At 65.5% G+C, this 23,351-nt stretch carries 24 protein-coding genes and 1 other RNA gene; 14 read left to right on the forward strand and 11 right to left on the reverse strand.

The window, feature by feature from the left end; genetic code table 11:
* Positions 1-194: 194 nt before the first annotated feature.
* Genes DK459_RS12020 through DK459_RS12035 form a run of 4 tightly spaced genes read right to left on the reverse strand, consistent with a single transcriptional unit; the run spans position 195 to position 3,546 of the window.
* Positions 195-653 carry an ExbD/TolR family protein gene (locus DK459_RS12020; RefSeq protein ID WP_006388741.1) on the reverse strand — a complete coding sequence of 153 codons (459 nt, stop codon included), beginning with the start codon at positions 651-653 and terminating at the stop codon, positions 195-197.
* The gene (gene tolQ, locus DK459_RS12025) at positions 653-1,333 is read right to left on the reverse strand and encodes a protein TolQ (protein WP_006388742.1); all 681 of its coding nucleotides are present in this window, start codon (positions 1,331-1,333) and stop codon (positions 653-655) included. The genes DK459_RS12020 and tolQ overlap by 1 nt, the downstream gene beginning before the upstream one ends.
* A 2-nt stretch (positions 1,334-1,335) precedes the next feature.
* Positions 1,336-1,758, reverse strand: coding sequence for a tol-pal system-associated acyl-CoA thioesterase (gene ybgC / locus DK459_RS12030; protein WP_006388743.1), 423 nt, complete (start codon positions 1,756-1,758; stop codon positions 1,336-1,338).
* A gap of 57 nt (positions 1,759-1,815) precedes the next feature.
* Positions 1,816-3,546 (reverse strand): proline--tRNA ligase, encoded by a 1,731-nt coding sequence (locus DK459_RS12035; protein WP_006388744.1) that lies wholly within the window; start codon positions 3,544-3,546, stop codon positions 1,816-1,818.
* A 65-nt stretch (positions 3,547-3,611) separates the two neighbouring features.
* On the opposite strand from DK459_RS12035, the gene DK459_RS12040 reads away from it, so the two are divergent.
* The 6 genes from DK459_RS12040 (at position 3,612) to DK459_RS12065 (ending at position 9,654) form a co-directional block, all read left to right on the forward strand.
* Complete coding sequence (locus DK459_RS12040; protein ID WP_006217428.1) at positions 3,612-4,184, forward strand: RNA pyrophosphohydrolase; 573 nt, start codon at positions 3,612-3,614, stop codon at positions 4,182-4,184.
* Positions 4,165-4,851 (forward strand): response regulator, encoded by a 687-nt coding sequence (locus tag DK459_RS12045; RefSeq protein ID WP_020925157.1) that lies wholly within the window; start codon positions 4,165-4,167, stop codon positions 4,849-4,851. Before DK459_RS12040 ends, DK459_RS12045 begins: the two co-directional genes overlap by 20 nt.
* A gap of 7 nt (positions 4,852-4,858) precedes the next feature.
* Positions 4,859-6,391: a sensor histidine kinase gene (locus DK459_RS12050; RefSeq protein ID WP_026382455.1), complete on the forward strand. Its 1,533-nt coding sequence runs from the start codon at positions 4,859-4,861 to the stop codon at positions 6,389-6,391.
* Between the two features lie 212 nt (positions 6,392-6,603).
* Positions 6,604-7,083 carry a tripartite tricarboxylate transporter TctB family protein gene (locus tag DK459_RS12055; protein WP_006388747.1) on the forward strand — a complete coding sequence of 160 codons (480 nt, stop codon included), beginning with the start codon at positions 6,604-6,606 and terminating at the stop codon, positions 7,081-7,083.
* Between the two features lie 6 nt (positions 7,084-7,089).
* Positions 7,090-8,613 carry a tripartite tricarboxylate transporter permease gene (locus tag DK459_RS12060; RefSeq protein ID WP_024067742.1) on the forward strand — a complete coding sequence of 508 codons (1,524 nt, stop codon included), beginning with the start codon at positions 7,090-7,092 and terminating at the stop codon, positions 8,611-8,613.
* Positions 8,614-8,724: 111 nt separating this feature from the next.
* On the forward strand, positions 8,725-9,654 hold the full coding sequence (locus tag DK459_RS12065) for a glyoxylate/hydroxypyruvate reductase A (protein WP_110134776.1): 930 nt from the start codon (positions 8,725-8,727) through the stop codon (positions 9,652-9,654).
* On the opposite strand, the gene DK459_RS12070 is transcribed toward DK459_RS12065, so the two are convergent.
* Positions 9,648-10,589 carry a LysR family transcriptional regulator gene (locus DK459_RS12070; protein WP_006388750.1) on the reverse strand — a complete coding sequence of 314 codons (942 nt, stop codon included), beginning with the start codon at positions 10,587-10,589 and terminating at the stop codon, positions 9,648-9,650. The two genes, DK459_RS12065 and DK459_RS12070, sit on opposite strands and share 7 nt — an antisense overlap.
* A gap of 124 nt (positions 10,590-10,713) precedes the next feature.
* Between DK459_RS12070 and DK459_RS12075 the strand changes: the two genes are divergently transcribed.
* Positions 10,714-11,346 carry an FMN-dependent NADH-azoreductase gene (locus DK459_RS12075; protein ID WP_006388751.1) on the forward strand — a complete coding sequence of 211 codons (633 nt, stop codon included), beginning with the start codon at positions 10,714-10,716 and terminating at the stop codon, positions 11,344-11,346.
* Between the two features lie 52 nt (positions 11,347-11,398).
* Here the strand turns inward: DK459_RS12075 and DK459_RS12080 are convergent, their stop codons facing one another.
* The 4 genes from DK459_RS12080 to DK459_RS12095 form a co-directional block, all read right to left on the reverse strand.
* Positions 11,399-12,304, reverse strand: coding sequence for an NAD(P)-dependent oxidoreductase (locus tag DK459_RS12080; protein WP_006388752.1), 906 nt, complete (start codon positions 12,302-12,304; stop codon positions 11,399-11,401).
* Positions 12,305-12,356: 52 nt separating this feature from the next.
* Positions 12,357-13,961 (reverse strand): gamma-glutamyltransferase family protein, encoded by a 1,605-nt coding sequence (locus DK459_RS12085; protein WP_006388753.1) that lies wholly within the window; start codon positions 13,959-13,961, stop codon positions 12,357-12,359.
* A 209-nt stretch (positions 13,962-14,170) separates the two neighbouring features.
* Positions 14,171-15,676 (reverse strand): tripartite tricarboxylate transporter permease, encoded by a 1,506-nt coding sequence (locus DK459_RS12090; protein WP_006388754.1) that lies wholly within the window; start codon positions 15,674-15,676, stop codon positions 14,171-14,173.
* A gap of 13 nt (positions 15,677-15,689) precedes the next feature.
* Complete coding sequence (locus tag DK459_RS12095) at positions 15,690-16,154, reverse strand: tripartite tricarboxylate transporter TctB family protein (RefSeq protein WP_006388755.1); 465 nt, start codon at positions 16,152-16,154, stop codon at positions 15,690-15,692.
* A gap of 484 nt (positions 16,155-16,638) precedes the next feature.
* Here DK459_RS12095 and DK459_RS12100 point away from each other — a divergent pair, with 484 nt between their 5' ends.
* From DK459_RS12100 to DK459_RS12115, 4 genes are all read left to right on the forward strand, one after another.
* Complete coding sequence (locus tag DK459_RS12100; RefSeq protein ID WP_162730778.1) at positions 16,639-17,085, forward strand: hypothetical protein; 447 nt, start codon at positions 16,639-16,641, stop codon at positions 17,083-17,085.
* A complete protein-coding gene (locus DK459_RS12105; RefSeq protein WP_006388757.1) occupies positions 17,085-17,396 on the forward strand; it encodes a cell division protein ZapA in 312 nt (103 codons plus the stop codon). The genes DK459_RS12100 and DK459_RS12105 overlap by 1 nt, the downstream gene beginning before the upstream one ends.
* Positions 17,397-17,439: 43 nt before the next feature.
* Positions 17,440-17,624: non-coding RNA, 6S RNA (gene ssrS / locus DK459_RS12110), on the forward strand.
* Between the two features lie 74 nt (positions 17,625-17,698).
* A complete protein-coding gene (locus DK459_RS12115) occupies positions 17,699-18,469 on the forward strand; it encodes an SIMPL domain-containing protein (protein WP_006388758.1) in 771 nt (256 codons plus the stop codon).
* On the opposite strand, the gene lgt is transcribed toward DK459_RS12115, so the two are convergent.
* The gene (gene lgt, locus DK459_RS12120; RefSeq protein WP_026382451.1) at positions 18,444-19,232 is read right to left on the reverse strand and encodes a prolipoprotein diacylglyceryl transferase; all 789 of its coding nucleotides are present in this window, start codon (positions 19,230-19,232) and stop codon (positions 18,444-18,446) included. The genes DK459_RS12115 and lgt overlap by 26 nt on opposite strands.
* A gap of 180 nt (positions 19,233-19,412) precedes the next feature.
* Here lgt and ilvD point away from each other — a divergent pair, with 180 nt between their 5' ends.
* From ilvD to msrA, 3 genes are read left to right on the forward strand one after another with little or no spacing between them, the layout of a single operon-like run.
* The gene (ilvD, locus tag DK459_RS12125) at positions 19,413-21,098 is read left to right on the forward strand and encodes a dihydroxy-acid dehydratase (protein ID WP_006388760.1); all 1,686 of its coding nucleotides are present in this window, start codon (positions 19,413-19,415) and stop codon (positions 21,096-21,098) included.
* Positions 21,082-21,417: a c-type cytochrome gene (locus DK459_RS12130; protein WP_006388761.1), complete on the forward strand. Its 336-nt coding sequence runs from the start codon at positions 21,082-21,084 to the stop codon at positions 21,415-21,417. The genes ilvD and DK459_RS12130 overlap by 17 nt, the downstream gene beginning before the upstream one ends.
* A 38-nt stretch (positions 21,418-21,455) precedes the next feature.
* Complete coding sequence (msrA, locus tag DK459_RS12135; RefSeq protein WP_006388762.1) at positions 21,456-22,010, forward strand: peptide-methionine (S)-S-oxide reductase MsrA; 555 nt, start codon at positions 21,456-21,458, stop codon at positions 22,008-22,010.
* Between the two features lie 83 nt (positions 22,011-22,093).
* Here the strand turns inward: msrA and hppD are convergent, their stop codons facing one another.
* Positions 22,094-23,206 carry a 4-hydroxyphenylpyruvate dioxygenase gene (gene hppD / locus DK459_RS12140; RefSeq protein ID WP_020925147.1) on the reverse strand — a complete coding sequence of 371 codons (1,113 nt, stop codon included), beginning with the start codon at positions 23,204-23,206 and terminating at the stop codon, positions 22,094-22,096.
* Positions 23,207-23,351 lie beyond the last annotated feature (145 nt).

Raw genomic sequence — 23,351 nt, forward strand, 5'->3', positions numbered from 1 at the left:
GGTCCCGGGTTTTCAGTGCGCCAGTTCAGGTTGAAGATCAACACGGCCAGCAGCAGCGCGTGCACCAGCAACGCCAGGACCAGCGCGATCCGGTTGTCGTTGTTGGGCGGCGTGGCCGGGGGGCCGCTGTGGTGTCGAATGATGGGTGGCGTCATGAGCGTTGCAGGCCGGCGGCGCCGGCGGAGGACGTCGCGTTAGCGTTTTTTCGCGGGGGCGGGCTGGTTGCCGCCGGCGGACTGGTCCACCAGCAGGCCCAGGCGGGTGATGCCATTGGTACGCAGTTCGTCCATGACCTTCACGACCGTCTCGTAGGGCACCTTGCCGTCGGCCGCGATCACCACCGGCGTTTCCGCCGTGATGCGCGAACGCACCTGCGCCACCAGTTCGGGACGGGCAATGTCCTGCATGGTGGCGCCGGGTTCGCGCATGCGCAGCGCGATCTTGCCGTCTTCCGAAATCTGGACTTCCAGCGGCTTGACGGGAACGTCGGACGCGGCGCCCACCGAGGGCAGCTGGATCAGGCCCGGCGTGATCAGCGGTGCGGTCACCATGAAGATGACCAGCAGCACCAGCATCACGTCGATGTAGGGCACCACGTTGATGTCGGCCTTCATGCGGCGGCCGGACCTGCCGCGCGAGCTTACCGAGGGCATTAGCGCACCTGCCGTTGCAGAATGTTCAGGAATTCATCGACGAAGCTGTCGAAACGGATCGAGATGCGATCGATGTCGTTGGTGAAGCGGTTGTACGCGACCACCGCGGGGATGGCGGCGAACAGGCCGATGGCGGTGGCGATCAGCGCTTCGGCGATACCCGGGGCCACCGAGGCCAGCGTGGCCTGTTGCATGTTCGACAGACCGATGAAGGCGTGCATGATGCCCCAGACCGTGCCGAGCAGGCCGATGTAGGGCGAAACCGAGCCGGCCGAGGCCAGGAAGTTCAAGTGGGATTCCAGCGCGTCCATTTCGCGCTGGTAGGCGGCGCGCATGGCGCGGCGCGGGCCGTCGAGCACGGCGGTGGCGTCATTGCTGGCGTTGCCGCGGCGGGCCTTCAGGAACTCGGTCATGCCGGCATCGAAGATGCGGGCCAGCGCGCCTTGCTCGTCGCGGCGCGAGGCCACCGCCTGCTGCAGCATCGACAGGTCGCCGCCCGACCAGAAATCGTCTTCGAAACGGCGGGTCTGGGCGTGGGCGCGCTTGATGGCCAGCCGCTTGGCGAAGATGTACGTCCAGGACATGATCGAGATGCCCAGGAGCATCAGCATGATCAGCTGGACCGGCACGCTGGCGTGCGAAATCAACGAAAGCAACGACATGTCGTTGGTGGCTTGCATGGTTATTCCTGAATTGATTCCAGTTTGGCGCGGACGTCGGCCGGTAGTTCCACCGGCCGCATGTTGACGGCATCGACGCAGCAGACTTGGATATTGCCTTCGGCAAGCAGTTCCCCGTCCCGTTCTGCGCGCTGCGCGAAGTGTATCGAAGCGCGGCCCAGTCGTGTGACCCGGCTGCGTATCGTAAGCAAATCGTCCAGCTTGGCCGGTTTGCGATAAGACATGTCCAGGGCGCGGACAACGAACAGGCGCTGCTCGCCGACGGCCAGGTCGGATTGATTGACTCCCAGGTCGCGCAGCCATTCGGTGCGGGCGCGCTCCAGGAATTTCAAATAGTTGGCGTAGAAAACCACCCCGCCCGCGTCCGTGTCTTCGTAGTAGACACGGACCTGCAGGAGGGATTCGGTGGACTTCGGATCGGTCACGATGGGAGATTCGATGATGCGGGTCGGGACGCGAAAAGTCCGTAGTTACTTTAAGGTTTACAGCGTGTCGAGTTTCGTCAGCACGGTTTCAAGCGCGGACTCTACCGGAATCTTGGCCGCTTCGGTTTCCCGACGGGCCTGCAATTCCACCACACCGTCGTTCAATCCGCGTTCTCCAACTGTTACACGGAGCGGCGCGCCGATCAATTCCCATTCGGCAAACATGACGCCGGGGCGGGCGTCGCGGTCGTCCAGGATGACGTCCACGCCGCGCGCCAGCAGCGATTCGTACAGCTTCAGGGAGGTGTTACGCACGGTTTCGCTTTTGCCCCAGCCCACCGGGCAGATGACGACTTCGAACGGCGCGATGGCGCGCGGCCAGATGATGCCGCGGTCGTCGTGGTTCTGCTCGATGGCGGCGCCGACGATACGGGTGATGCCGATGCCGTAGCAGCCCATTTCCAGCACGGCCGGCTTGCCGGTTTCGTCCAGGAAGGTGGCCTTGAGGGCTTCGGAGTACTTTTTACCCAGATAGAAAACGTGTCCGACCTCGATGCCGCGCTGGATCGACAGCGTGCCCTTGCCGTCCGGCGAGGGGTCGCCGGCGACCACGTTGCGCAAGTCGGCCACCTGCTCGGGTTCGGGCAGGTCACGGCCCCAGTTCACTCCCTGGATGTGGAAGTCTTCGCGGTTGGCGCCGCAGACGAAATCGGCCATGTTGGCCACGGTGCGGTCGGCGATGACGTGCACCGGGCGCGCGGTGCGCACCGGGCCCAGGTAGCCGGGCTTGCAGCCGAAATGCTCGACGATTTCGCTTTCGGTGGCGAAACGGAAGCCGGCCAGGCCGGGCAGCTTGCTGGCCTTGATCTCGTTCAGTTCGTGGTCGCCGCGCAGCAGCAGCAGCCAGATCTCGACCTTGCCCTTGTCGCCATCGGTGGCCAGGACGATGGACTTCACCGTGCGCTCCAGCGGCAGGTCCAGCAGGCGGGCCACGTCTTCGCACTTGGCGGCGCCCGGGGTGGCCACGTCGGCCATGGGCTGGGTGGGCGCGCCGCGCTCGGCGTACAGGCCGGGCGCCTCGGCCAGCTCGATGTTGGCGGCGTAGTCGGAATCGGCGTTGTAGACCAGCAGGTCTTCGCCGGTGTCGGCGATCACCTGGAATTCATGGCTGCGGGTGCCGCCGATGGAGCCGGTGTCGGCCGCGACGGCGCGGAACTCCAGGCCCAGGCGGCCAAAGATGCGCATGTACGCGGCGTACATGTTGTCGTAGCTCTTCTGGGCGCCGGCTTCGTCGCGGTCGAAGGAGTAGGCGTCCTTCATGGTGAATTCACGGCCGCGCATCAGGCCGAAGCGGGGGCGGCGCTCGTCCCGGAACTTGGTCTGGATGTGATAGAAATTCAGCGGCAGCTGGCGATAGCTGTGGATCTCGTTGCGGGCGATGTCGGTGATCACCTCTTCCGAGGTCGGCTGCAGCACGAAATCGCGCTGGTGCCGGTCCTTGATGCGCAGCAGCTCGGCGCCGTACTGCTCCCAGCGGCCCGATTCCATCCAGAGTTCGGCCGGCTGGACTACCGGCATCAGCAGTTCGATCGCGCCCGAGGCGTTCATTTCCTCGCGGACAATGGCCTCGACCTTGCGGATGATCTTCAGGCCCAGCGGCATGTAGGTGTAGATCCCGCCCGCGAGCTTGCGGATCATGCCGGCCCGGGTCATCAGCTGGTGGCTGGCGACTTCGGCTTCGGAAGGGGCTTCTTTCAGGGTGTTGATATGGTAGTTGGATGCGCGCATGTTTAAAGGTGGCAGCAGATACGTATAATCGACTGTAATTGTATTGAATTCGGTGGGGGTGGCCCATGCTTGACCGCGAAGGCTACCGCCCCAATGTCGGCATCATTCTCGTCAATAGCAGAAACGAGGTCTTTTGGGGCAAGCGTATCAGGGAACATGCCTGGCAGTTCCCGCAGGGCGGCATCAAGTACGGCGAAAGCCCGGTGCAGGCCATGTATCGCGAGCTCCATGAAGAGGTGGGCCTGAAGCCCGAGCATGTCCGTATTTTGGGGCGTACACGCGATTGGTTACGTTATAACGTGCCCGATCACTTCGTCCGGCGTGAGTGGCGTGGCCACTATAAAGGACAAAAGCAGATTTGGTTCTTGTTGCGCCTGGTGGGACGTGACAGCGACGTATGCCTGCGCGCGACGCAGCATCCGGAATTCGACGCCTGGCGCTGGAGCCAGTACTGGGTGCCGCTGGATGCCGTGATCGAGTTCAAGCGGGACGTCTATACCCAGGCGTTGAACGAGTTGTCGGCAATCCTCTTTCGGCGTCATCACGAAACCCGCTACCTGCGTCAGCGCGTGCATGGGCAGCGGGCGGCGGAGAACTTGCCCGAAGGAACGGACGGTCATGCGCATATTGTTGGTTGAAGATGAACGGGACATGGCGTCCTGGCTGATGCGCGCGCTCGCGCAAAGTGGCTTCGTGCCGGACCACGCGGCCGACGCCCGCACGGCCGAGGCCTTCATGGCGGGCACCGAGTACGACGCCATCGTCATGGACCTGCGCCTGCCCGACAAGCACGGCCTGGTGGTGCTGCGTGAGATGCGCAACCGCGATGACCGCACCCCGGTGCTGCTGCTGACCGCCCAGGGCGCCCTGCAGGACCGGGTCCGCGGCCTGAACCTGGGCGCTGACGATTTCCTGACCAAGCCGTTCGCCCTGGAAGAACTGGAAGCCCGCCTGACCGCACTGGTGCGCCGCAGCCGCGGCCGCCAGCATCCGCGCCTGCAGTGCGGATCGCTGTCGTACGACAGTGAAAGCCGCGCCTTCACGCTCGACGGCTCCCTGCTGTTCCTGACCCCGCGCGAGCATGCCGCCCTGGCGGCGCTGCTGACGCGCAGCGGCTACCCGGTGGACAAGTCGCAACTGTTCGGCAAGGTCTTCACCCACGACAGCGAGGCCAATCCGGACGCCATCGAGGTGGTGCTGCACCGCCTGCGCAAGAAGCTGGCCGGCAGCGACGTGCGCATCGTCACGGTGCGCGGGCTCGGCTACATGCTGGAAAGCGTCGCCAGCGAAGCCGCCGACTCCTGACGCCCTCGTGAGCCTCCGGATCCCTGGGTTGCCGCGGGTCGGCATCCGCGCGCTGCTGATCATCCTGTTGCTGCCCGGCGTGGTGGCGCTGCTGGTCATCGACAGCCTGAACGACTACCGCACCCTGTCCGAGATCACCAACGAGGCCTACGACAGCGCGCTGGTCGAGCCTGCCCGGGTCCTCGAAAGCAGCCTGGAATTCACGCCCGACGGCTCGCTCCAGGTGGCGACGCCACTGTACGCCCAGGTCATGCTGGAATCGCGCGCCGGGCTGCGCAAGTATTTCCGCATCGAACAGATCGATCCGCCCTTGCCGGACGGCGCGCCGGTGCCTCTGGAGCAGGGCAAGACGCTGCTGGGCATGCCCGAACTGCCGCGCCCGCCAAGCTGGCCGCGCTCCAACGGGCCGCCGGTGTTCTACGACGGGGTCTACCGCAACGACCCGGTGCGGGTGGTATCGCTGGTGCGCGACCTGTATTACCAGGGCGTGCATCGCCAGGTGTTGGTGCTGGTGGCCGAAAGCACGGGCAAGCGCATCGAGGCCGAGAACAGCGCCCGGCGCCAGGAAATCCTGCGCGACGCGCGCATGCTGGCGCTCGTGGTGCTGCTGGTCTGGTGGGGGGTGTCCTGGGCCTTGAAACCGCTGCGCCGCCTGCGCGCCGACATCCGCAACCGCAGGCCCGACGACCTGACCCCGCTCGATGCCTCTCGCGTGCCCAGCGAAGTTGCGCCGCTGGTCGACGCCGTCAATCACCACATCGCCCGTTACCGCCGCGTGCTGGAAGAGCAGTCGCATTTCCTGGCCGACGCCTCGCACCAATTGCGCACGCCGTTGGCCATCATGCTGACGCAGGCGCAATACGCCTTGCGCGAACGCGATCCGGCGCGGGCCCAGGAAGGCTTGCGCGCCATCGTCGACCAACTGGGCCGCACCCGCCGCCTGACCGAGCAATTGCTGTCGCTGGCGCATGCCAACCAGGCGGACCAGTTGCCGCGCCAACTGCTCGACATGAACGCCGTCTCGCGCGAGGTGGTGTTGCAGTACCTGCCGCTGGCGCACGAAAAGCAACAGGATCTGGGCTGGGTGCAGGCCGTCAACGCGCAGGGCCAGGAAATCGGCGCGCCCGTGTCCGGCAGCGAAGCCGAATTGCATGAGGCCTTGTCCAACCTGGTCCACAACGCCATCCATTACGCGCCCGTCGGGGCGCGCATCACGGTATCGGTCAGCCGGGTCGAAAACCGCGCCGAGGTGGCCGTGTCCGATAACGGCCCCGGCCTGCAGCCGCTCCTGCGAGCCCGCGCCTTCGCCCGCTTCGAGCGTGTCGGGACCGACAAACCGGTGGCATCCTCCGGCTCGGGCCTGGGACTGGCCATCGCCCGGGCCTATGCCCGCCGCAACGATGGCGACATCGAATTGCGCGACGGCGAGCCCAACGCGCAGGGCGGGGTCGGCCTGGCCTCCGTGCTGTGGCTGCCGTTGGCGACGACCGTCTCGCAGTATCCGCGTCCCGCCGACGTCGAGTTCACCGGCGAACAATAATTCCGCCAAGCTTTCATTCCATCGCCCCGAGCCGCGTGGCGCGACGCATCTTTCTCCATCAGGGATAACCCCCGGATTCAGGATCGCGACAGCGCATAGAAAGCGGATTAGCAGCTTCCTTCCGTAATCTGCCAGCCGGCTTGTTGTAAAGAGCCGGATGGCGCACGCTCTTGGCGCCATCCCGAGGGCCCGCACGGCCCTGCTCCAGGAGGATGGAAGTGCAAAAAACAATTAATAGAAAGGACTACTACGGCGGCGCGCTGATGGTCCTTGTCGGGTTGGGGGCGATCTACGGTGGTACGGACTATCACATCGGAACGCTCAGTCACATGGGGCCGGGGTTCTTCCCCGCGGCACTGGGCGGCCTGCTGGCGCTGACGGGGATCCTGATCGCGATCTCGGCGCGCTCCGGCGAATCCACGCCGCCCGCGCCGGGCGATGGCCACGCGCACGGCCTGCCGGACCTGCGCGGCAGCGTCTGCATCCTGCTCGGGACGCTGGCGTTCCTGCTGTTGGGCCACTACGGCGGCCTGCTGCCCGCCACGTTCGCCATCGTGTTCATCTCCGCCCTGGGCGACCGCAAGAACACGGTCAAGCAGGCATTCGTGCTGTCGATCGGCATGTCCGTGATCGCGGTGGTGGTTTTCTGGTGGGCGCTGCAACTGCAGCTGCCGCTGTTTCGCTGGGGTTGATACGCCATGATTTCTCAAGCTTTGACCGATCTCTGGTACGGCTTCGGCGTCGCGTTCCAGCTCCATAACCTGATGTGGTCGTTCTTCGGCGTGCTGGTGGGCAACCTCATCGGCGTGCTGCCCGGCATGGGCGCGCTGTCGGCCATCTCGATCCTGCTGCCGCTGACCTACGTGATGCAGCCGGTGCCCGCCATCCTGATGCTGGCCGGCATCTTCTACGGCTCGCAGTACGGCGGCGCCATCGGCGCGATCCTGCTCAACCTGCCTTCGCATCCGCCGCACGCGGTGACGTGTCTTGACGGGTATCCACTGACCAAACAGGGCAAGGGAGGGACGGCGCTCGGCATCACGATGATCTGCTCGTTCTTCGCGGCCTCGGTCGGCATCATCGTCATGATCTTCGCCTCGCCGCTGCTGGTCGAGGTGGCCTTCAAGTTCGGCCCGACCGAGATCTTCTCGATCATGCTGCTGGGCCTGCTGGCCGGCGCCACGATGTCGCGCGGCTCGCCGCTCAAGGGCGTGGCCATGACGCTGTTCGGCCTGATGTGCGGCGTGGTCGGCACCGACGTGAACACCGGCACCATCCGCTTCTCGTTCGGCCTGCTGGACCTGTCCGATGGCCTGGAACTGGTGGCGATCTCGATGGGCCTGTTCGGCGTTGCCGACTTCCTGATGAGCGTCAACCGCATGACCATCATCGGCAGCGGCGCCAAGCTGCGCCTGCGCGACATGCGTCCCAGCAAGCAGGAAATGAAGACGGCCTTCTGGCCGATGGTGCGCGGCACCGCGGTGGGCACGCTGTTTGGCGCCATGCCCGGCACCGGTCCCACCATCACCACCTTCGTGGCCTACGCGCTGGAACGCAAGATCTCCAAGACGCCCGAGCAGTTCGGCACCGGCATGATCGCGGGCGTGGCCTCGCCCGAAGCCTCGTCGCACTCCAAGACGCAGGTCGACTTCATCCCCACGATGAGCCTGGGCATCCCCGGCGACGCGGTGATGGCGCTGATCCTGGGCGCGCTGCTGATCCAGGGCATCCAGCCCGGCCCGCAGCTGATCACCGAGCATCCGGACATCTTCTGGGGCCTGATCGCCAGCTTCTGGGTCGGCAACGTGCTGCTGATGGTGCTCAATGTGCCGCTGATCGGCGTCTGGGTCAAGCTGCTGCAGGTGCCATACCGCTACCTGTTCCCGTCGGCGCTGTTCTTCATCGCGGTGGGCGTGTTCAGTACCCAGAACAGCCTCTTCCAGATCTGGGAAGTGCTGGCCTTCGGTGTGATCGGCGCCATCCTCATGACGCTGGAATTCTCGGTCGCGCCCATCCTGCTCGGCTTTGTGCTGGGCCCCATGGTCGAAGAAAACTTCCGCCGCGCCTTGCTATTGTCGCGCGGTGACTTGGCGGTGTTCGTGCAACGCCCGATCAGCGCCTGGTTCATTGCCGCCAGCGCCTTGCTGATCCTGCTGCAGTTGTGGGCCTTCGCGCGCCGCAGCCGCGGCAAGAACAAGCCGCAGGTGCCGCAAGCGGCCTGACACCCGGCATTGTCCGCAGCGCAAACGGCCCGGCCTTCACGCCGGGCCGTTTGATTTGTGCGCCGTCTTCCCCCATGCTTGCGATTTCCCGAGCCCGTCCGGATCTACGCCATGCATATCCTCTTCGCCTGCCCCCTGCACGACCCCGACGTCTGGGTCCCGCGCCTGCAAGCCGCCATGCCCGGCTGTCGCATTTCCGTCTGGAATCCCGACGGCCCGCCATCCGGCGCCGAGGTCGCCCTGGTATGGAAGCCGCCGGTCGAGCTGTTCCAGCACGAGACCGGCATCGAGACGCTGTTCAACCTGGGAGCGGGCGTGGACGCTTTGCTCAAGATGAAGGAGATTCCGCCGCATGTGCGCATCGTGCGGCTGGAGGACGCCGGCATGTCGGTGCAGATGGCCGAGTACGCGCTTTACGCGCTGCTGCGCGTGTCGCGCGATTTCCAGGCCTTCGACGAATCGCAGGCGCGCCAGCACTGGGATACCCGCGAAGGCACGCGCCAGGCCGATTGGCCGGTGGGCGTTCTGGGCCTGGGCCAGGTCGGCGCGCGCGTGGCGCAGACGCTGGCCGAGTTCGGTTATCCGGTGGCGGGCTGGTCGCGCACGCCGCGCGAGATTCCCGGCGTGGAGTCCTTCTCCGGGCAGGACGCCTTGCCGGCCTTCCTGGCGCGCACCCGCTTCCTGGTGAACGTGCTGCCGCTCACGCCCGACACCCGTGGCATCCTCAACCGCGACACGCTCGGCCAACTGCTGCCCGAGGCGCACCTGGTCAACGTCGGCCGTGGTGAACACCTGGTCGAGGAAGACCTGGTGCAGATGCTGGAAGAGGGCGAAATCGCCGGCGCCACGCTCGACGTGTTCCACACCGAACCGTTGCCCAAGGATCATCCGTTCTGGCGCGATCCGCGCGTGCATGTCACGCCGCACATCGCCGCCCGCACGCTGCGCGACGAAAGCATCGAGCAGATCGCCGCCAAGGTCGCCCGGCTGATGCGCGGCGAACCCATCACCGGCGTGGTCGAGCGCGAGCGCGGCTACTGAGCGGCGGGCGCCGTGGCGCCTTGCTTCTCCAGCCGCTGATAGGTGGGGGGCAGGCGCTGCGACAGGAAATCCAGCAGCGTGCGCACCGCCGGCATCATGCCGCGCCGCGACGGATAGATGCAGTGCACGATGCCTTCGGGCGATTGCCACTGCGGCAGCACCGGCACCAGTTGGCCGCGGCGCAGTTCTTCCTGGGTCGCGATCGAGGGCAGCAACGCGATGCCGCGGCCGCGCACGGCGGCTTCCACCAGCACGATGAAGTCGTTGCACGAGAGCTGCGGCTTGAGTTCGATGTGCACCTCTTCGCCCTTGTCGTTGCGCAGCGGCCAGCGCACCTCGTTCTGCGGATCGCTGAAGCTCAGGGTGGTGTGCGAGGCCAGGTCCTGGGGCGTGTCGGGCGCGCCGTGGCGCTGCAGGTAGCCCGGGCTGGCCACCAGCGTGCCGCGCGCCGTGCCCAGGTGCCGCACCACCAGTTCCGCGTCGGTATCGAGCTTGGTGCGCACCCGCAGTGCCAGGTCCACCCCTTCGCGGATCAGGTCCACGCGGCGATTGGTCACCAGCAACTGCACCGAAATGGCCGGCCAGGCGTCCAGGAATTCCGGCAATAGCGGCGCCAGCACGTCCTGCGCGATAGAGACCGGGCAGCTGACCACCACCGGGCCGGTGGGTTCTGACTGCAACTGGCGCATGGCGTCGTCGGCCGCGCGCGCCGAGGCGGCCATTTCACGGCAGTAATGCAGATAGCGTTCGCCGGCGGCCGTCAGGCGCAGGCGGCGGGTGGTGCGTTGCAGGAGCCGCACGCCCAGGCTTTCCTCCAGGTGCGAGATGCGGCGCGACAGGCGTGATTTGGGAATGTCCAGGGCTCGCGCCGCCGCGCTGAAACCGCCTTGTTCGACGACTTGGGAAAAATAGTAGAGGTCGTTTAGATCTTGCATGATTGTTCTATACCTGGAACGAATAGTTCATCATACCCGGGTTTATGTGATCAATTAAGCGGTCTACAGTGACGCCATGCATTCAGGACCCGCGCCCTTCGCGGTCCGCACTGGAGATCACGTCATGAAGACCCTCGTCATCCTTTCCTCGATTCTCGGCAACCGCTCGCACAGCAAGGAGCTGGCCGATCACATGGTGGCCCGCATCAAGCAGGCCAATCCCGCTGCCGTCATCACCACCCGCGACATCGGCGCCGAGCCCTTGCCGTACTTCGACGGCGCGACCGCCGGCGCCCTGTTCACGCCCGCCGATGCGCGTACGCTGGAGCAGCAACGCATCGTCGAACGCAGCGACGCGCTGGTTGCGGAACTGCTGCAGGCCGATCGCATCGTGTTCGCGGTGCCGGTCTACAACTTCAACCTGCCCGCCCAATTCAAGAGCTACCTGGACCACGTGGCCCGTGCCGGCGTCACGTTCCGTTATACGCCGGAAGGCGTGGCCGAGGGCCTGGTGAAGGGTAAGCAGGTGTTCGTGCTGACCGCGCGCGGCGGCAAGGCGGAAGGCACGCCCGCCGATACCATGACGCCGTACCTGCGGCAGATGCTGGGCTTCCTGGGCATGGATGAAGTCACGTTCATCGCCGCCGAAGGCATGGCGATGGGCGAAGTCGCGGCGCTCGAAGGCGTGGCACTGGCGCGCCAGCGCATCGACGCGCTCGACCTGGCGCCGTCGCAAGTCTCGCGGCAGGCCGCCTGACGCAACGAAAAAGCGGACCCGGCTGGTCCGCTTTTTTCATGTCGGCGGGCGTTCAATCCCGCAGGCGCTTGATCAGGCTGGAAGTATCCCAGCGGCCGCCGCCCATTTTCTGCACGTCGCCGTAGAACTGGTCCACCAGCGCCGTCAGCGGCAGGCGCGCGCCATTGTGGCGGGCCTCGGCCAGCACCAGGCCGAGATCCTTGCGCATCCAGTCCACCGCGAAGCCGAAGTCGAACTTGTCGTCGACCATGGTGCCGCCGCGGTTTTCCATCTGCCAGCTCTGCGCCGCGCCCTTACTGATCACGTCCAGCACCAGCTTCATGTCCAGGTCGGCGGCCTGGCCGAACGCCACGGCCTCGGACAGGCCCTGCACGATGCCGGCGATACAGATCTGGTTGACCATCTTGGCCAGTTGGCCGGCTCCGGGCGGACCCACGCGCGTCACGGCGCGGCCAAAGGCCTGAGCCACCGGCTTGATGGCGTCGAACACGGCCTGTTCTCCGCCGCACATGATGGTGAGAACGCCGTTGACCGCGCCGGCCTGGCCGCCTGACACGGGGGCGTCGATGAAGTTCAGGCCAAGATCCTTGGCTTGCGCGTAAAGTTCGCGCGCCACGTCCGCCGAGGCGGTGGTGTGGTCGACGAACACCGCGCCCGGGGCCATGCCGGCGAAGGCGCCGTCGGGTCCCAGGGTGACGCTGCGCAGGTCATCGTCGTTGCCGACGCAGGCGAACACGATCTGCGCGCCCGCGACCGCCTCGCGCGGCGTCATGGCGCTGCGGCCGCCGAATTCAGCGGCCCAGGCCTGGGCCTTGGAAGACGTGCGGTTGTAGACGGTGACGTCGTGCCCGGCGCGGGCCAGGTGGCCGGCCATGGGCAGGCCCATCACGCCCAGGCCGAGGAATGCGACTTTCTGGGCCACGACCGCGTCGTAGCTCTTGGTACCGATCGATGCCATGCAGGGGACTCCGCTGTGGAAAGGAAAACCTGAGGCAGTAACCTTAACGCAATCAATAGCCGGCGGCGAGTCCATCGCGACGGCTGTCGCTGGCGCTGACGTAGCCGTCGACGGCGGGATCGCCCAGGCGCCAGATGAACTGGCCGGAGCCGAAATCCATGTACGGGTCGTCGATGCCTTCAAGCACGTGGCCGCGCGCGCGCAGGCCCTGCGCCACGGCGGCGGGCATCGAGGTCTCCACGTCGACCGCCAGCCCCTGGTTCCACTTCCAGCGCGGGGCGTCGCAGGCCGCCTGGGGTTGCTGGCCGTAGTCGAGCATGCGCACCAGCGTCTGCACCTGGCCCTGCGGTTGCATGTTGCCGCCCATCACGCCAAAGCTCATCACCGGCGCGCCGTCGCGCATCAGGAAACCGGGAATGATGGTGTGGAACGGGCGCTTGCCGCCGGCCACCGCATTGGGATGATCGGCCTGGTTGCTGAAGCAGTGGCCGCGGTTCTGCAGGCTGACGCCGGTGCCCGGCACCACCACGCCCGAACCGAAGCCCATGTAGTTCGATTGGATGAAGCTGACCATCATGCCGCTGCGGTCGGCCGCGGTCAGGTAGACCGTGCCGCCCTGCGGGGCGTGGCCGCAGGCGAATGCCTGGGCGACGTTGGGATCGATCAGCCGGGCGCGTTCGGCCAGGTAGTCGGCGCGCAGCATCTGCTCGGGCGCCAGGCGCATGTGGCGGGCGTCGGCGACGTGGGCATAGACGTCGGCAAAGGCCAGCTTCATGGCCTCGAGCAGCAGGTGCTGCGTGTCGGGATGGTCGATGGGCCGTGCGGCCAGGTCGAAGTTCTGCAGGATGCCCAGCGCGATCAGGGCGGCGATGCCCTGGCCGTTCGGCGGAATCTGGTGCAGGGTGTGGCCGCGGTACGACTGGCTGATCGGCGTCACCCATTCCGGCGCGAAATCGCGCAGGTCGGCCAGCGTCATGGCGGCCTCATGGGCCTGTGCGTGGGCCACCAGCTTGTGGGCGGTTTCGCCCTCGTAGAAATCACGGCCGCCGCTTGCGGCGATGCGCTTGAGCGTTGCCGCGGCGCCTTTCAGGATGAAGTGCTCGCCGATCAGCGGAGCCCGTCCACGCGGCAGGAAGTGTTCCGAAAAGCCAGGCTGCGGTTGCAGCACGTCGGCCTGCGCCGCCCATTTCCGATGCACCATCGGACTGACGGCGAAGCCGCGCTCGGCGTAATCGATGGCGGGCGCGAGGACGTCGGCGAACGACAGCCGGCCCAGTTTTTCATGCAGCGCCGCCCAGCCCGCGACGCAGCCCGGCACCGTGACGCTGTCCCAGCCTCGGGTCGGTATCGCGCCCTGATGCCTGCGGCGGAAATAATCCGGGTTCCAGGCCATGGGCGCGGGACCCGATGCGTTCAGGCCGTGCAGTTTCGAGCCGTCCCAGACGATGGCGAAGCAATCCGATCCCAGGCCGTTGCTGACCGGCTCGGTCAGCGTCAGCGTCGCCGCCGCGGCGATGGCCGCGTCCACCGCGTTGCCGCCGCTGGCCAATACGCGTAGCCCCGCCTGCGCCGCCAATGGCTGCGAGGTGGCGACGATATTGCGGGCGAAGACCGGCGTGCGCGTCGTGGGATAGGGGTTGTTCCAGTCGAAATTCATGTCGAATCATCGCGTGGGGTAAACCCGTAGCTTAACGTAGATGCCGGTGTTTGCGCGCACACCTTGTATTGGGTTGTAGTGCTTTGTTTCGTATGCTGGCTCGCGCCGGCGCCGGCGCCGGCCCGCCAAGCCGCGCGCGCAAAGAAAAACCCCCGGCAAGCCGGGGGTCGGTAGGGGACGCGATGCCGCCGCGCGCGGCGGCATTGTCCTCAATCTTCTTCGACGAAGGTCTCTTCGCGCTTCTTGCGGATCGCCGGCAGGGCCACCAGCACTACCAGGAACAGCGCCACGGCCAGCAGCGAGGCCGACAGGGGGCGCGTCACGAAGGTGCTGAAGTCGCCGCGCGACAGCAGCAGGGCACGGCGGAAGTTCTCTTCCATCATGGGGCCGAGCACCAGGCCCAGCAGCAGCGGGGCGCCTTCGCACTTCAGCTTCGACCAGACGTAGCCGATGATGCCGAAGATGGCGGTGGTGAAGATGTCGAACGTGTTGTAGTTCAACGAATACACCCCGATCGTGCAGAACACCAGGATCGCCGGGAACAGGATGCGGTAGGGCACCTTGAGCAGCTTGACCCACAGGCCGATCAGCGGCAGGTTCAGCACCACCAGCATCAGGTTGCCGATCCACATCGAGGCGATCAGGCCCCAGAACAGCTCGGGGTGGCTCGTCATCACTTGCGGGCCGGGCTGGATGTTGTGGATCGTCATCGCGCCGACCATCAGCGCCATCACGGCGTTGCCCGGGATGCCCAGGGTCAGCAGCGGGATGAACGAGGTCTGCGCGGCCGCGTTGTTGGCCGATTCCGGGCCCGCCAGGCCGGCCGGGTGGCCCTTGCCGAAGCGTTCCGGATTCTTCGAGATCTTCTTTTCCAGCGTGTACGACGCGAACGACGACAGCACCGCGCCGCCACCCGGCAGGATGCCCAGGGCCGAACCCAGGGCCGTGCCGCGCAGCACGGCGGGAGCGGATTCCTTGAACTCCTGCTTGTTCGGGTACAGGGTACCGATCTTGTCGGTGATGTCGACGCGGTTTTCCTTCTGCTCCAGGTTGGTCATGATTTCGGCGAAGCCGAACACGCCCATGGCCACGATGGCGAAGTCGATGCCGTCCTGCAGTTCGGGGATGCCGAAGTCGAAGCGGGCCACGCCCGAGTTGACGTCGGTGCCGACCATGCCCAGCAACAGGCCCAGGATGATCATCGCGATCGCCTTGGGCAGCGAGCCCGAGGCCAGCACCACGGCGCCGACCAGGCCCAGGCACATCAGCGAGAAGTACTCGGCGGGGCCGAACTTGAACGCGACTTCAGCCAGCGGGGGTGCGAAGGCGGCCAGCAGCAGCGTGGCCACGCAGCCCGCGAAGAACGAGCCCAGCGCGGCGATCGCCAGGGCGGCGCCGGCACGGCCATTGCGCGCCATCTGGTGACCGTCGAGCACGGTCACCACCGCGGACGTCTCACCGGGCAGCGCCACCAGAATGGCCGTGGTCGAGCCGCCGTACTGGGCGCCGTAATAGATACCCGCCAGCATGATCAGGCCGGCCACCGGGGGCAGCACGTACGTGATCGGCAGCAGCATCGCGATGGTCGGGACCGGGCCGATACCCGGCAGCACGCCGATCAGCGTGCCCAGAATGCAGCCCAGCAGGGCGTACAGCAGGTTCTCGGGCGTGAACGCCACCGAGAAACCCAACATCAGGTGATCAATCAATTCCATGGCCGCTTGCTCCTTAATTCATGCCCAGAAACGACGGCCACAGCGGGAAAATCAGCCCCAGCCCCTTGACGAACGCCAGATACGAGAACACCACCAGGAAGATGCCGTTGGCGACGGCGACCTTGAGGCTGAACTCGTGGCTGGCCAGGCTGCTGAGCACCACCAGCAGGAACACCGAGATATAGATACCCAGCAGTTTCAGGACCAGGCCATAGAAAACCACGGACCCCACCACCAGGAACACGATGCGCCAGTCGAACTTGTCGACGTGGGTTTCATGGGCCTTCTTGGACAGCGAGCCAAGCAGCACGATGGCACCCAGCAATGCGAGAACAATGCCCAGCCAGAAAGGAAAATACCCGGGGCCCATCCGGGCGGCAGTACCCATTTGGTAGCTGCTGGCTTGCCAGGCGAATCCCAGTCCAAGGGCGATGAACATCACCCCCGACCAGAAGTCCTGTCGATTGCGTAGCTGCATGATTGGTTGGCTCCTGTTTACAGCATGTAGATAAAAAGGGCTTGTGGTCCGCCACGCCGCCCGAAAGGCGAGTGACAGGCACAAAAAAGGCACGTCTGGGGTGCCCTTGGGTTCTTCTGAAAGCGTCGGCGAGGCTTCTTGAAAGGGCGAATGGTAATGGACGCCCGCGGCGATGCAAACCCTGTAAGCTAGGTGAAAGCCTGGGGTTTTCCCTAAAATTGGGGAACTCCCGATCCCCAGTTGTAACGGGACGGGCCAATTGAGGGTTTTTTGAAAGCTAAGTGAAAGTTGATAGAAAGAAATGCGAAAGCGGTCGTGGTGTGATCGTCGCGTTCCTGCCGCGCGGGGGACTTTTCTAGTCGGGCTCGATCGGTTATGTTGCCCGCCGCCGGCATGACCGCCGCATTTCCTACTGAATATTGCCGTGTTTCTCACCTTGCGTGAAGAGGCCCGATTCCCCACTGGATGGTTTACGATAGCGCCCATGCTGCAAGACCTAGACCAACTCGCCGCCCGTATCGGGCAACTGGTGCAACGCACCCGGCAACTCCACGCCGAGCGTGACGCGCTGCGCGCGCGCCTGAACGACTCCGAAACCGAGCAGCGTGTGCTCAAGCAACGCGCCGCCGAGCGTGATGCCGACATCGCCGCGCTGCAGGCCAAATTGCAGGACAACGACGGCGCCGTCACCGCGATGCTTGAGCAGGCGCAACAGGCCGAAGCCGCCTTGCGCGAACAGCTCGCACGCGAAACCGCCGAGCGCCAGTCGCTCGAGACGCGTTTCTCCGCCCGGGAAACCGAACTGCAGGGCAACCTGCAACGCAGCGACACCGAACTACAGCGCCTGCGCGTGGCGGCCGCCGCCGCCCGCGAGCGCATCGACGCCGTCCTGGCCCGTCTGCCGGGTGCGCCGTCCGGAGAGCAACACTGATGGAACGCGTAGATGTAACGATACTCGGGCGCGACTACTCGCTGGCGTGCTCGGCCGAGGAAAAGCCCACGCTGCTGGCCGCGGTGCGCCACGTCGACCAGCTCATGCTGCGCATCCAGGGCACCGGCAAGGTCTCCAGCAACGAGCGCATCGCCGTGATGGCCGCGCTGCAGGTGGCTGGCGAGCTGCTCGCCATGAAAGCGCCGGATGGTCCGCTGGGTGGTTTGGCGGTCGGCGACTTCAAGCGTAGAATCGAGGACATGAACGCAGTCCTGGACGACGCCCTGTCAGGGCAAGAAAAGCTGCTCTGACGTTCATACGCGGTTTTCACCAAGGTTTTTCAGTATTTTCAGTTTGTCCCTGCCGTGTCCGTGACCTGGCCATACATTCTCTGAACCTATGTCTTATGGCATATTGGTTGCGGGAGTGCAGAGCTGGAGCGATTGTCTCTCGTAGACGAACCCGACGCTCTTCGGAACGCGACCACCTTGAACCTCAGGGTTCGAGATGCCGGCCTTGACGGCACAGGCGGGGCATCTATCCCAGCGGGCCTGCCACGAGCGCAGGTCCGCGTCGGGCGCCTCCCCATCGTCCTCCCTCATAGGACCAGTCCATGTCGAAATCCCCCGTTTTTTCGCTGACCAAACTTGGCGCGGCGTGCGCAGCCGTGGCCGCTTTGTCCATGGCGCAGCCCGTCTTCGCGCAGGCCCAGGCGCCGGCTCCCTCCACGGCGGAAGCCACGGCCAACCGGTCGCCGGAGCTGACCCTGCAAGCCACCGCGTCGTCCGAGGTCAAGCAGGACACGGTGCGCATCTCGCTGTCGGCCGAGACCGAGGCCGCCGACCAGCCCACCGCCGGCAAGAAGCTGACGGAGATGCTGGACGACGTGGCCAAGCGCGCGCGTGACACCAAGGGTGTCGAGGTGCGCACGGGCAGCTTCAACGTCTGGCCCAATTCCACCAGCAGCAGCAAAGGCAAGACCAGCACCACCTGGCGCGGCCAGGGCGAGATCATCCTCGAATCCAAGGATTTCGCGGCCGCCGCCGCGCTTGCGTCCAAGCTGTCCGACAAGACCGCCATTTCCAACATCAGCTTCTCGCTGTCGCGCGCCGTGCGCGAGGCCGAGGAACGCAAGCTGCTCAAGGAAGCCGCGCAGGCCTTCAAGGATCGCGCGCTGGCTGCCGCCAACGCCTTCGGCTTTTCGGGCTACCGCCTGAGCAAGCTCGAACTGGGCGGCTCCGGCGGCGTCACGCCGATGCCGCGCATGATGGGCGCCATGGCCAAGGACGCCTCGGGTGGCGCGGGCTTCAGCGCGGACGTCCCCCTGGAAGCGGGAGACGTCACGGTCAGCGTCGCCGTCAACGGGACGATCGTTTTGCAGTAAGCGCGAACATGATGGCGCCCAGGGCGACCATCGGCAGGGACAGCCACTGTCCCATGCTCAGTCCGCCCGCGAGCAGGCCCAGGAAGTTGTCCGGCTCGCGGGTGAACTCCACCAGGAAACGGAACGTTCCGTAACCCATCAGGAAGACCGCGCTCACCTGCCCCAGCGGGCGCGGCTTGCTAGAGAACCACCACATCAGCGCGAACAGCACGATGCCTTCCAGCCCCAGTTCATACAACTGGGACGGGTGGCGCGCGATGCCGTCGCCGCTGCTCGGGAACACCATCGCCCACGGCACGTCGGTCGGGCGGCCCCACAGTTCGCCGTTGATGAAATTGCCCAGGCGGCCGAAGCCCAGCCCCAGGGGAATCAGCGGCGCGATGAAGTCGCTGACGGCGAAGAAGGGCAGGCCTTTCTTGCGCGCGAACAGCAGCATCACCACGATCACGCCGATCAGCCCGCCGTGGAACGACATGCCGCCTTCCCACAGGTAGGCCACTTCCAGCGGATGGGCCAGGTAGTAATTCGGCTTGTAGAACAGCACGTAGCCCAGCCGCCCGCCCAGCACCACCCCCAGCACGCTATAGAAGATCAGGTCTTCCAGGTCGCGCACGTTCAGGGACGTGGTGTGGCCGCGGGTGATGCGGCGCCGGCCCAGCAGATAGACCAGCGCAAAGCCCACCAGGTACATCAGCCCGTACCAATGGATGGACAGCGGCCCGATCTGCAGGGCAACGGGGTCGAATTTTGGATATTGCAGCATGTTCCGCCCGACACAATGAAGTTGAATGATAATAACCGGCGAGCCCTGCGGTAGATCGACATGCCAGGCGGTTGCCCTCGAATGCCGATGTATCCCGAGACTCGCCCGCGAGCGAGCTGGCACCCTCCCGGGCGCGATCGCCATGTCCGCGCCCTGACGGCCGACAGGAGACAACAGACCATGTCGCACAACGAACGTTCCCGCCACATCACCCACGGCGTCGCCCGCGCGCCCAATCGCGCCATGTATTACGCGCTCGGCTACCAGGAAGCCGACTTCGAGAACCCCATGATCGGCGTGGCCAACGGCCATTCGACCATCACGCCGTGCAACAGCGGCCTGCAGCGCCTGGCCGATGCCGCCATCGAGGCCATCCGGGGCGCCAGGGCCAATCCGCAGGTGTTTGGCACGCCCACCATTTCCGACGGCATGTCCATGGGCACCGAGGGCATGAAGTACTCCCTGGTGTCGCGCGAGGTCATCGCCGACTGTATCGAGACCGCGGCGCAGGGCCAGTGGATGGACGGCGTGGTGGTCATCGGCGGCTGCGACAAGAACATGCCGGGCGGCATGATCGCGCTGGCGCGCACCAATGTGCCGGGCATCTACGTCTATGGCGGCACCATCAAGCCGGGCCATTACCAGGGCAAGGACCTGACCATCGTGTCGGTGTTCGAGGCCGTCGGCGAATACACCATGGGCCGCATGGACGAGGCCGATTTCAAGCAGATCGAAAAATGCGCCATTCCCGGCTCGGGTTCCTGTGGCGGCATGTATACCGCCAACACCATGAGTTCGGCCTTCGAGGCCATGGGCATGAGCCTGCCCTATTCCAGCACGATGGCCAACGAAGACGACGAGAAAGTCGCCTCGGCCGCGGAATCGGCCCGGGTGCTCGTGGATGCGGTCAGGCGCGGCCTGCGGCCGCGCGACATCATCACGCGCGAATCCATCGAGAACGCGGTGTCGGTCATCATGGCGACGGGCGGTTCGACCAACGCCGTGCTGCATTTCCTGGCCATCGCCCACGCCGCCGAAGTGCCCTGGACCATCGACGATTTCGAACGCATCCGCCAGCGCGTGCCGGTGCTGTGCGATCTCAAGCCTTCCGGCAAATACGTGGCGACCGACCTGCACCGGGCCGGCGGCATTCCGCAGGTCATGAAGCTGTTGCTCAACGCGGGCCTGCTGCATGGCGATTGCATCACCATCACCGGCCAGACCGTGGCGCAATCGTTGGCCGACGTGCCTGATACGCCGCGCGCCGACCAGGACGTGATCATGCCGCTGGACCGCGCCCTCTACCCCCAGGGCCATCTGGCCATTCTCAAGGGCAATCTGTCGCCGGAAGGCTGCGTGGCCAAGATCACCGGCCTGAAGAATCCGGTGATCACGGGCCCGGCGCGGGTCTTCGACTCCGAAGACGACGCCATGGCCGCCATCATGGCGCGCCAGATCCGCGATGGCGACGTGGTGGTGATCCGCTACGAAGGGCCGAAGGGCGGACCCGGCATGCGTGAAATGCTGGCGCCGACTTCCGCGCTGGTGGGGCAGGGCCTGGGAGAAACCGTCGGCCTCATCACCGACGGCCGCTTTTCGGGAGGCACGTGGGGCATGGTGGTGGGCCACGTGGCGCCCGAGGCCTTCGTCGGCGGCCCGATCGCGCTGATCCGCGAGGGCGATTCGGTTACCATCGATGCCCACAAGCTGCTGTTGCAGCTCAATATCAGCGACGAAGAGATGGCGGCTCGTCGCCAGGCCTGGGTCCAGCCCAAGCCGCGTTATACACGCGGTGTGCTTGCCAAGTTCGGCAAGCTCGCCAGCACCGCGAGCCGTGGGGCAGTAACCGATGCATTTGATACGTAGTCTGTTGGCGGTCGCCGCCGGCCTGCTGGTCGCCGGCGCGGCCCAAGGGCAAACCACCGGCCTGGATCTGGCCAAGAGCAAGGCCTGCATGGCCTGTCACCAGGTCGACGTCAAGCGCGTCGGGCCGCCGCTGGCCAGCGTGGCCGAACGCTACGCCGGGCAGGGCGACGCCATGGTGGATTACCTGGCCGGCAAGATCCGCAGCGGTGGCCGTGGCGCCTGGGGCGCCGTGCCCATGCCGGCGCAAACCCATGTCAGCCCGGAAGACGCCCGCCTGCTGGCCGAATGGATCCTGTCACTGGCGCCGGCCAAGAAGTAGTCGTATCGTTTCTGGATAGTTTCAGCAAAGGAATCGTCATGGCAGAACTACCCTCCCCAGGCAATGAGGTCGCCGTTCTCGGCGGCGGCTGTTTCTGGTGCGTCGAGGCGGTCTTCACCGACCTGCGCGGCGTCAAGAGCGTGCTGCCCGGCTACAGCGGCGGACACGTCGACAATCCCAGCTACGAGCAGGTCTGCGGCAAGGACACCGGGCATATCGAGGTTGCGCGTGTCGAGTTCGATCCCGTCGAACTGTCCTACAGCGACCTGCTGCGCGTGTTCTTCGCCACCCACGACCCGACCACTCCGGGCCGCCAGGGCAACGACATCGGCCCGCAGTATGAATCGGCCATCTTCTGGCAGAACGAAACCCAGCGCGAGCAGGCCGAGGCCGTGATCGCCGAGGTCGAGGCGCAGAAGGTCTACGACGCGCCCATCGTGACCAAGCTCCTGGCGCCCGCGCGATTCTGGCCGGCCGAAGACTATCACCGCGATTATTTCGCGCTGCATCCCGAGCAGGGCTATTGCCAGTTCGTGATCGCGCCCAAGGTCGCCAAGTTCCGCAAGCAGTTCCAGGATCGCCTGAAGAAATAGGCGGGACGAAAAAAACCTCGCGCAAGGCGAGGTTTCAAGGCCAGCGCCGGGCACATGGGTACCGGCGCTGGAGGGGGAAGCGGTCAGTCGACGGCCTTCACCACGCCGCGGCGCATCTGGTCCAGTTCGATGGATTCGAACAGCGCCTTGAAATTGCCTTCGCCGAAACCGTCGTTGCCCTTGCGCTGGATGATCTCGAAGAAGATCGGGCCGATCTGGTTCTCGGTGAAGATCTGCAGCAGCAGGCCGCCATCGGGGGCGCCGTCCAGCAGGATACGGTTCTTCTGCAGGCGCGGCACGTCTTCGCCATGGTTGGGCAGGCGGCGGTCCAGCAGTTCGTAGTAGGTTTCCGGCGTATCCAGGAATACCACGCCGTTGGCGCGCAGCGCCTCGATGGTGCCGTAGATGTCCTCGGTAGCCATGGCGATGTGCTGGATGCCTTCGCCACGGTACAGGTCCAGGTATTCCTGGATCTGGCCCTTCTCCTCGGTGCCTTCCTCGTTGATCGGAATGCGGATGTTGCCGCAGGGCGAGGTCATCGCCTTGGACTTCACGCCGGTCACCTTGCCTTCGATGTCGAAGTAACGCACTTCGCGGAAGTTGAACAGGCGCTCGTAGAACTCCGACCACTCGGCCATGCGGCCCTTGTGCACGTTGTGCGTCAGGTGGTCGACCAGCGTCAGCCCGGCGCCGCGGTGGTTCAGGTCGGCCTGCGCGTTCTGCGGATCCACCGGCACGAAGTCGACGTCATAGATGCTGATGTCGCCGATGCCGCCGTGGCCTTCCTTGCCGTTCCAGCGGTCCACCAGGTAGATCAGCGAATCGCCGATGCCCTTGATGGCGGGAATGTTCAGTTCCATCGGGCCGCTGTGTGAGTCGAAGCCCCAGGCGCCCAGCTCCAGCGCGCGCTTGTACGCGGCGGCCGCGTCCTGGACACGGAAACCGATCGCACAGATCGACGGGCCGTGCAGGCGGGCGAAACGTTGGGCGAAGGAATCGGGTTCGGCGTTGATCAGGAAATTCACGCCGCCCTGGCGGTACAGCGTCACGTCCTTGTGGCGGTGCCTGGCGATTGCCTTGAAGCCCAGCAGTTCGAACACCTTGCGCAGCGCGGCGGGGTCCGGCGCGGCATATTCGATGAATTCGAACCCGGCGGTGCCCATCGGGTTGTCCCAGGGTTGGAAAGCGCTGCTCATGAGTCTGCTCCCTTGAGTCGTTGTAGAGGCGACTTGTCGTTCAAGTCTAGGATGAAGATTGTAGGGAGGAAAGGCAGGCAGACAATTGCAAACATGTCGCGAAAGTGGCAAGGTTGAGCAATAATATTGCCCACGATAAAAAATA

It is taken from the genome of Achromobacter sp. RW408 (assembly GCF_003184165.1).
GTDB classification, from domain to species: Bacteria; Pseudomonadota; Gammaproteobacteria; order Burkholderiales; family Burkholderiaceae_B; genus Achromobacter; species Achromobacter xylosoxidans.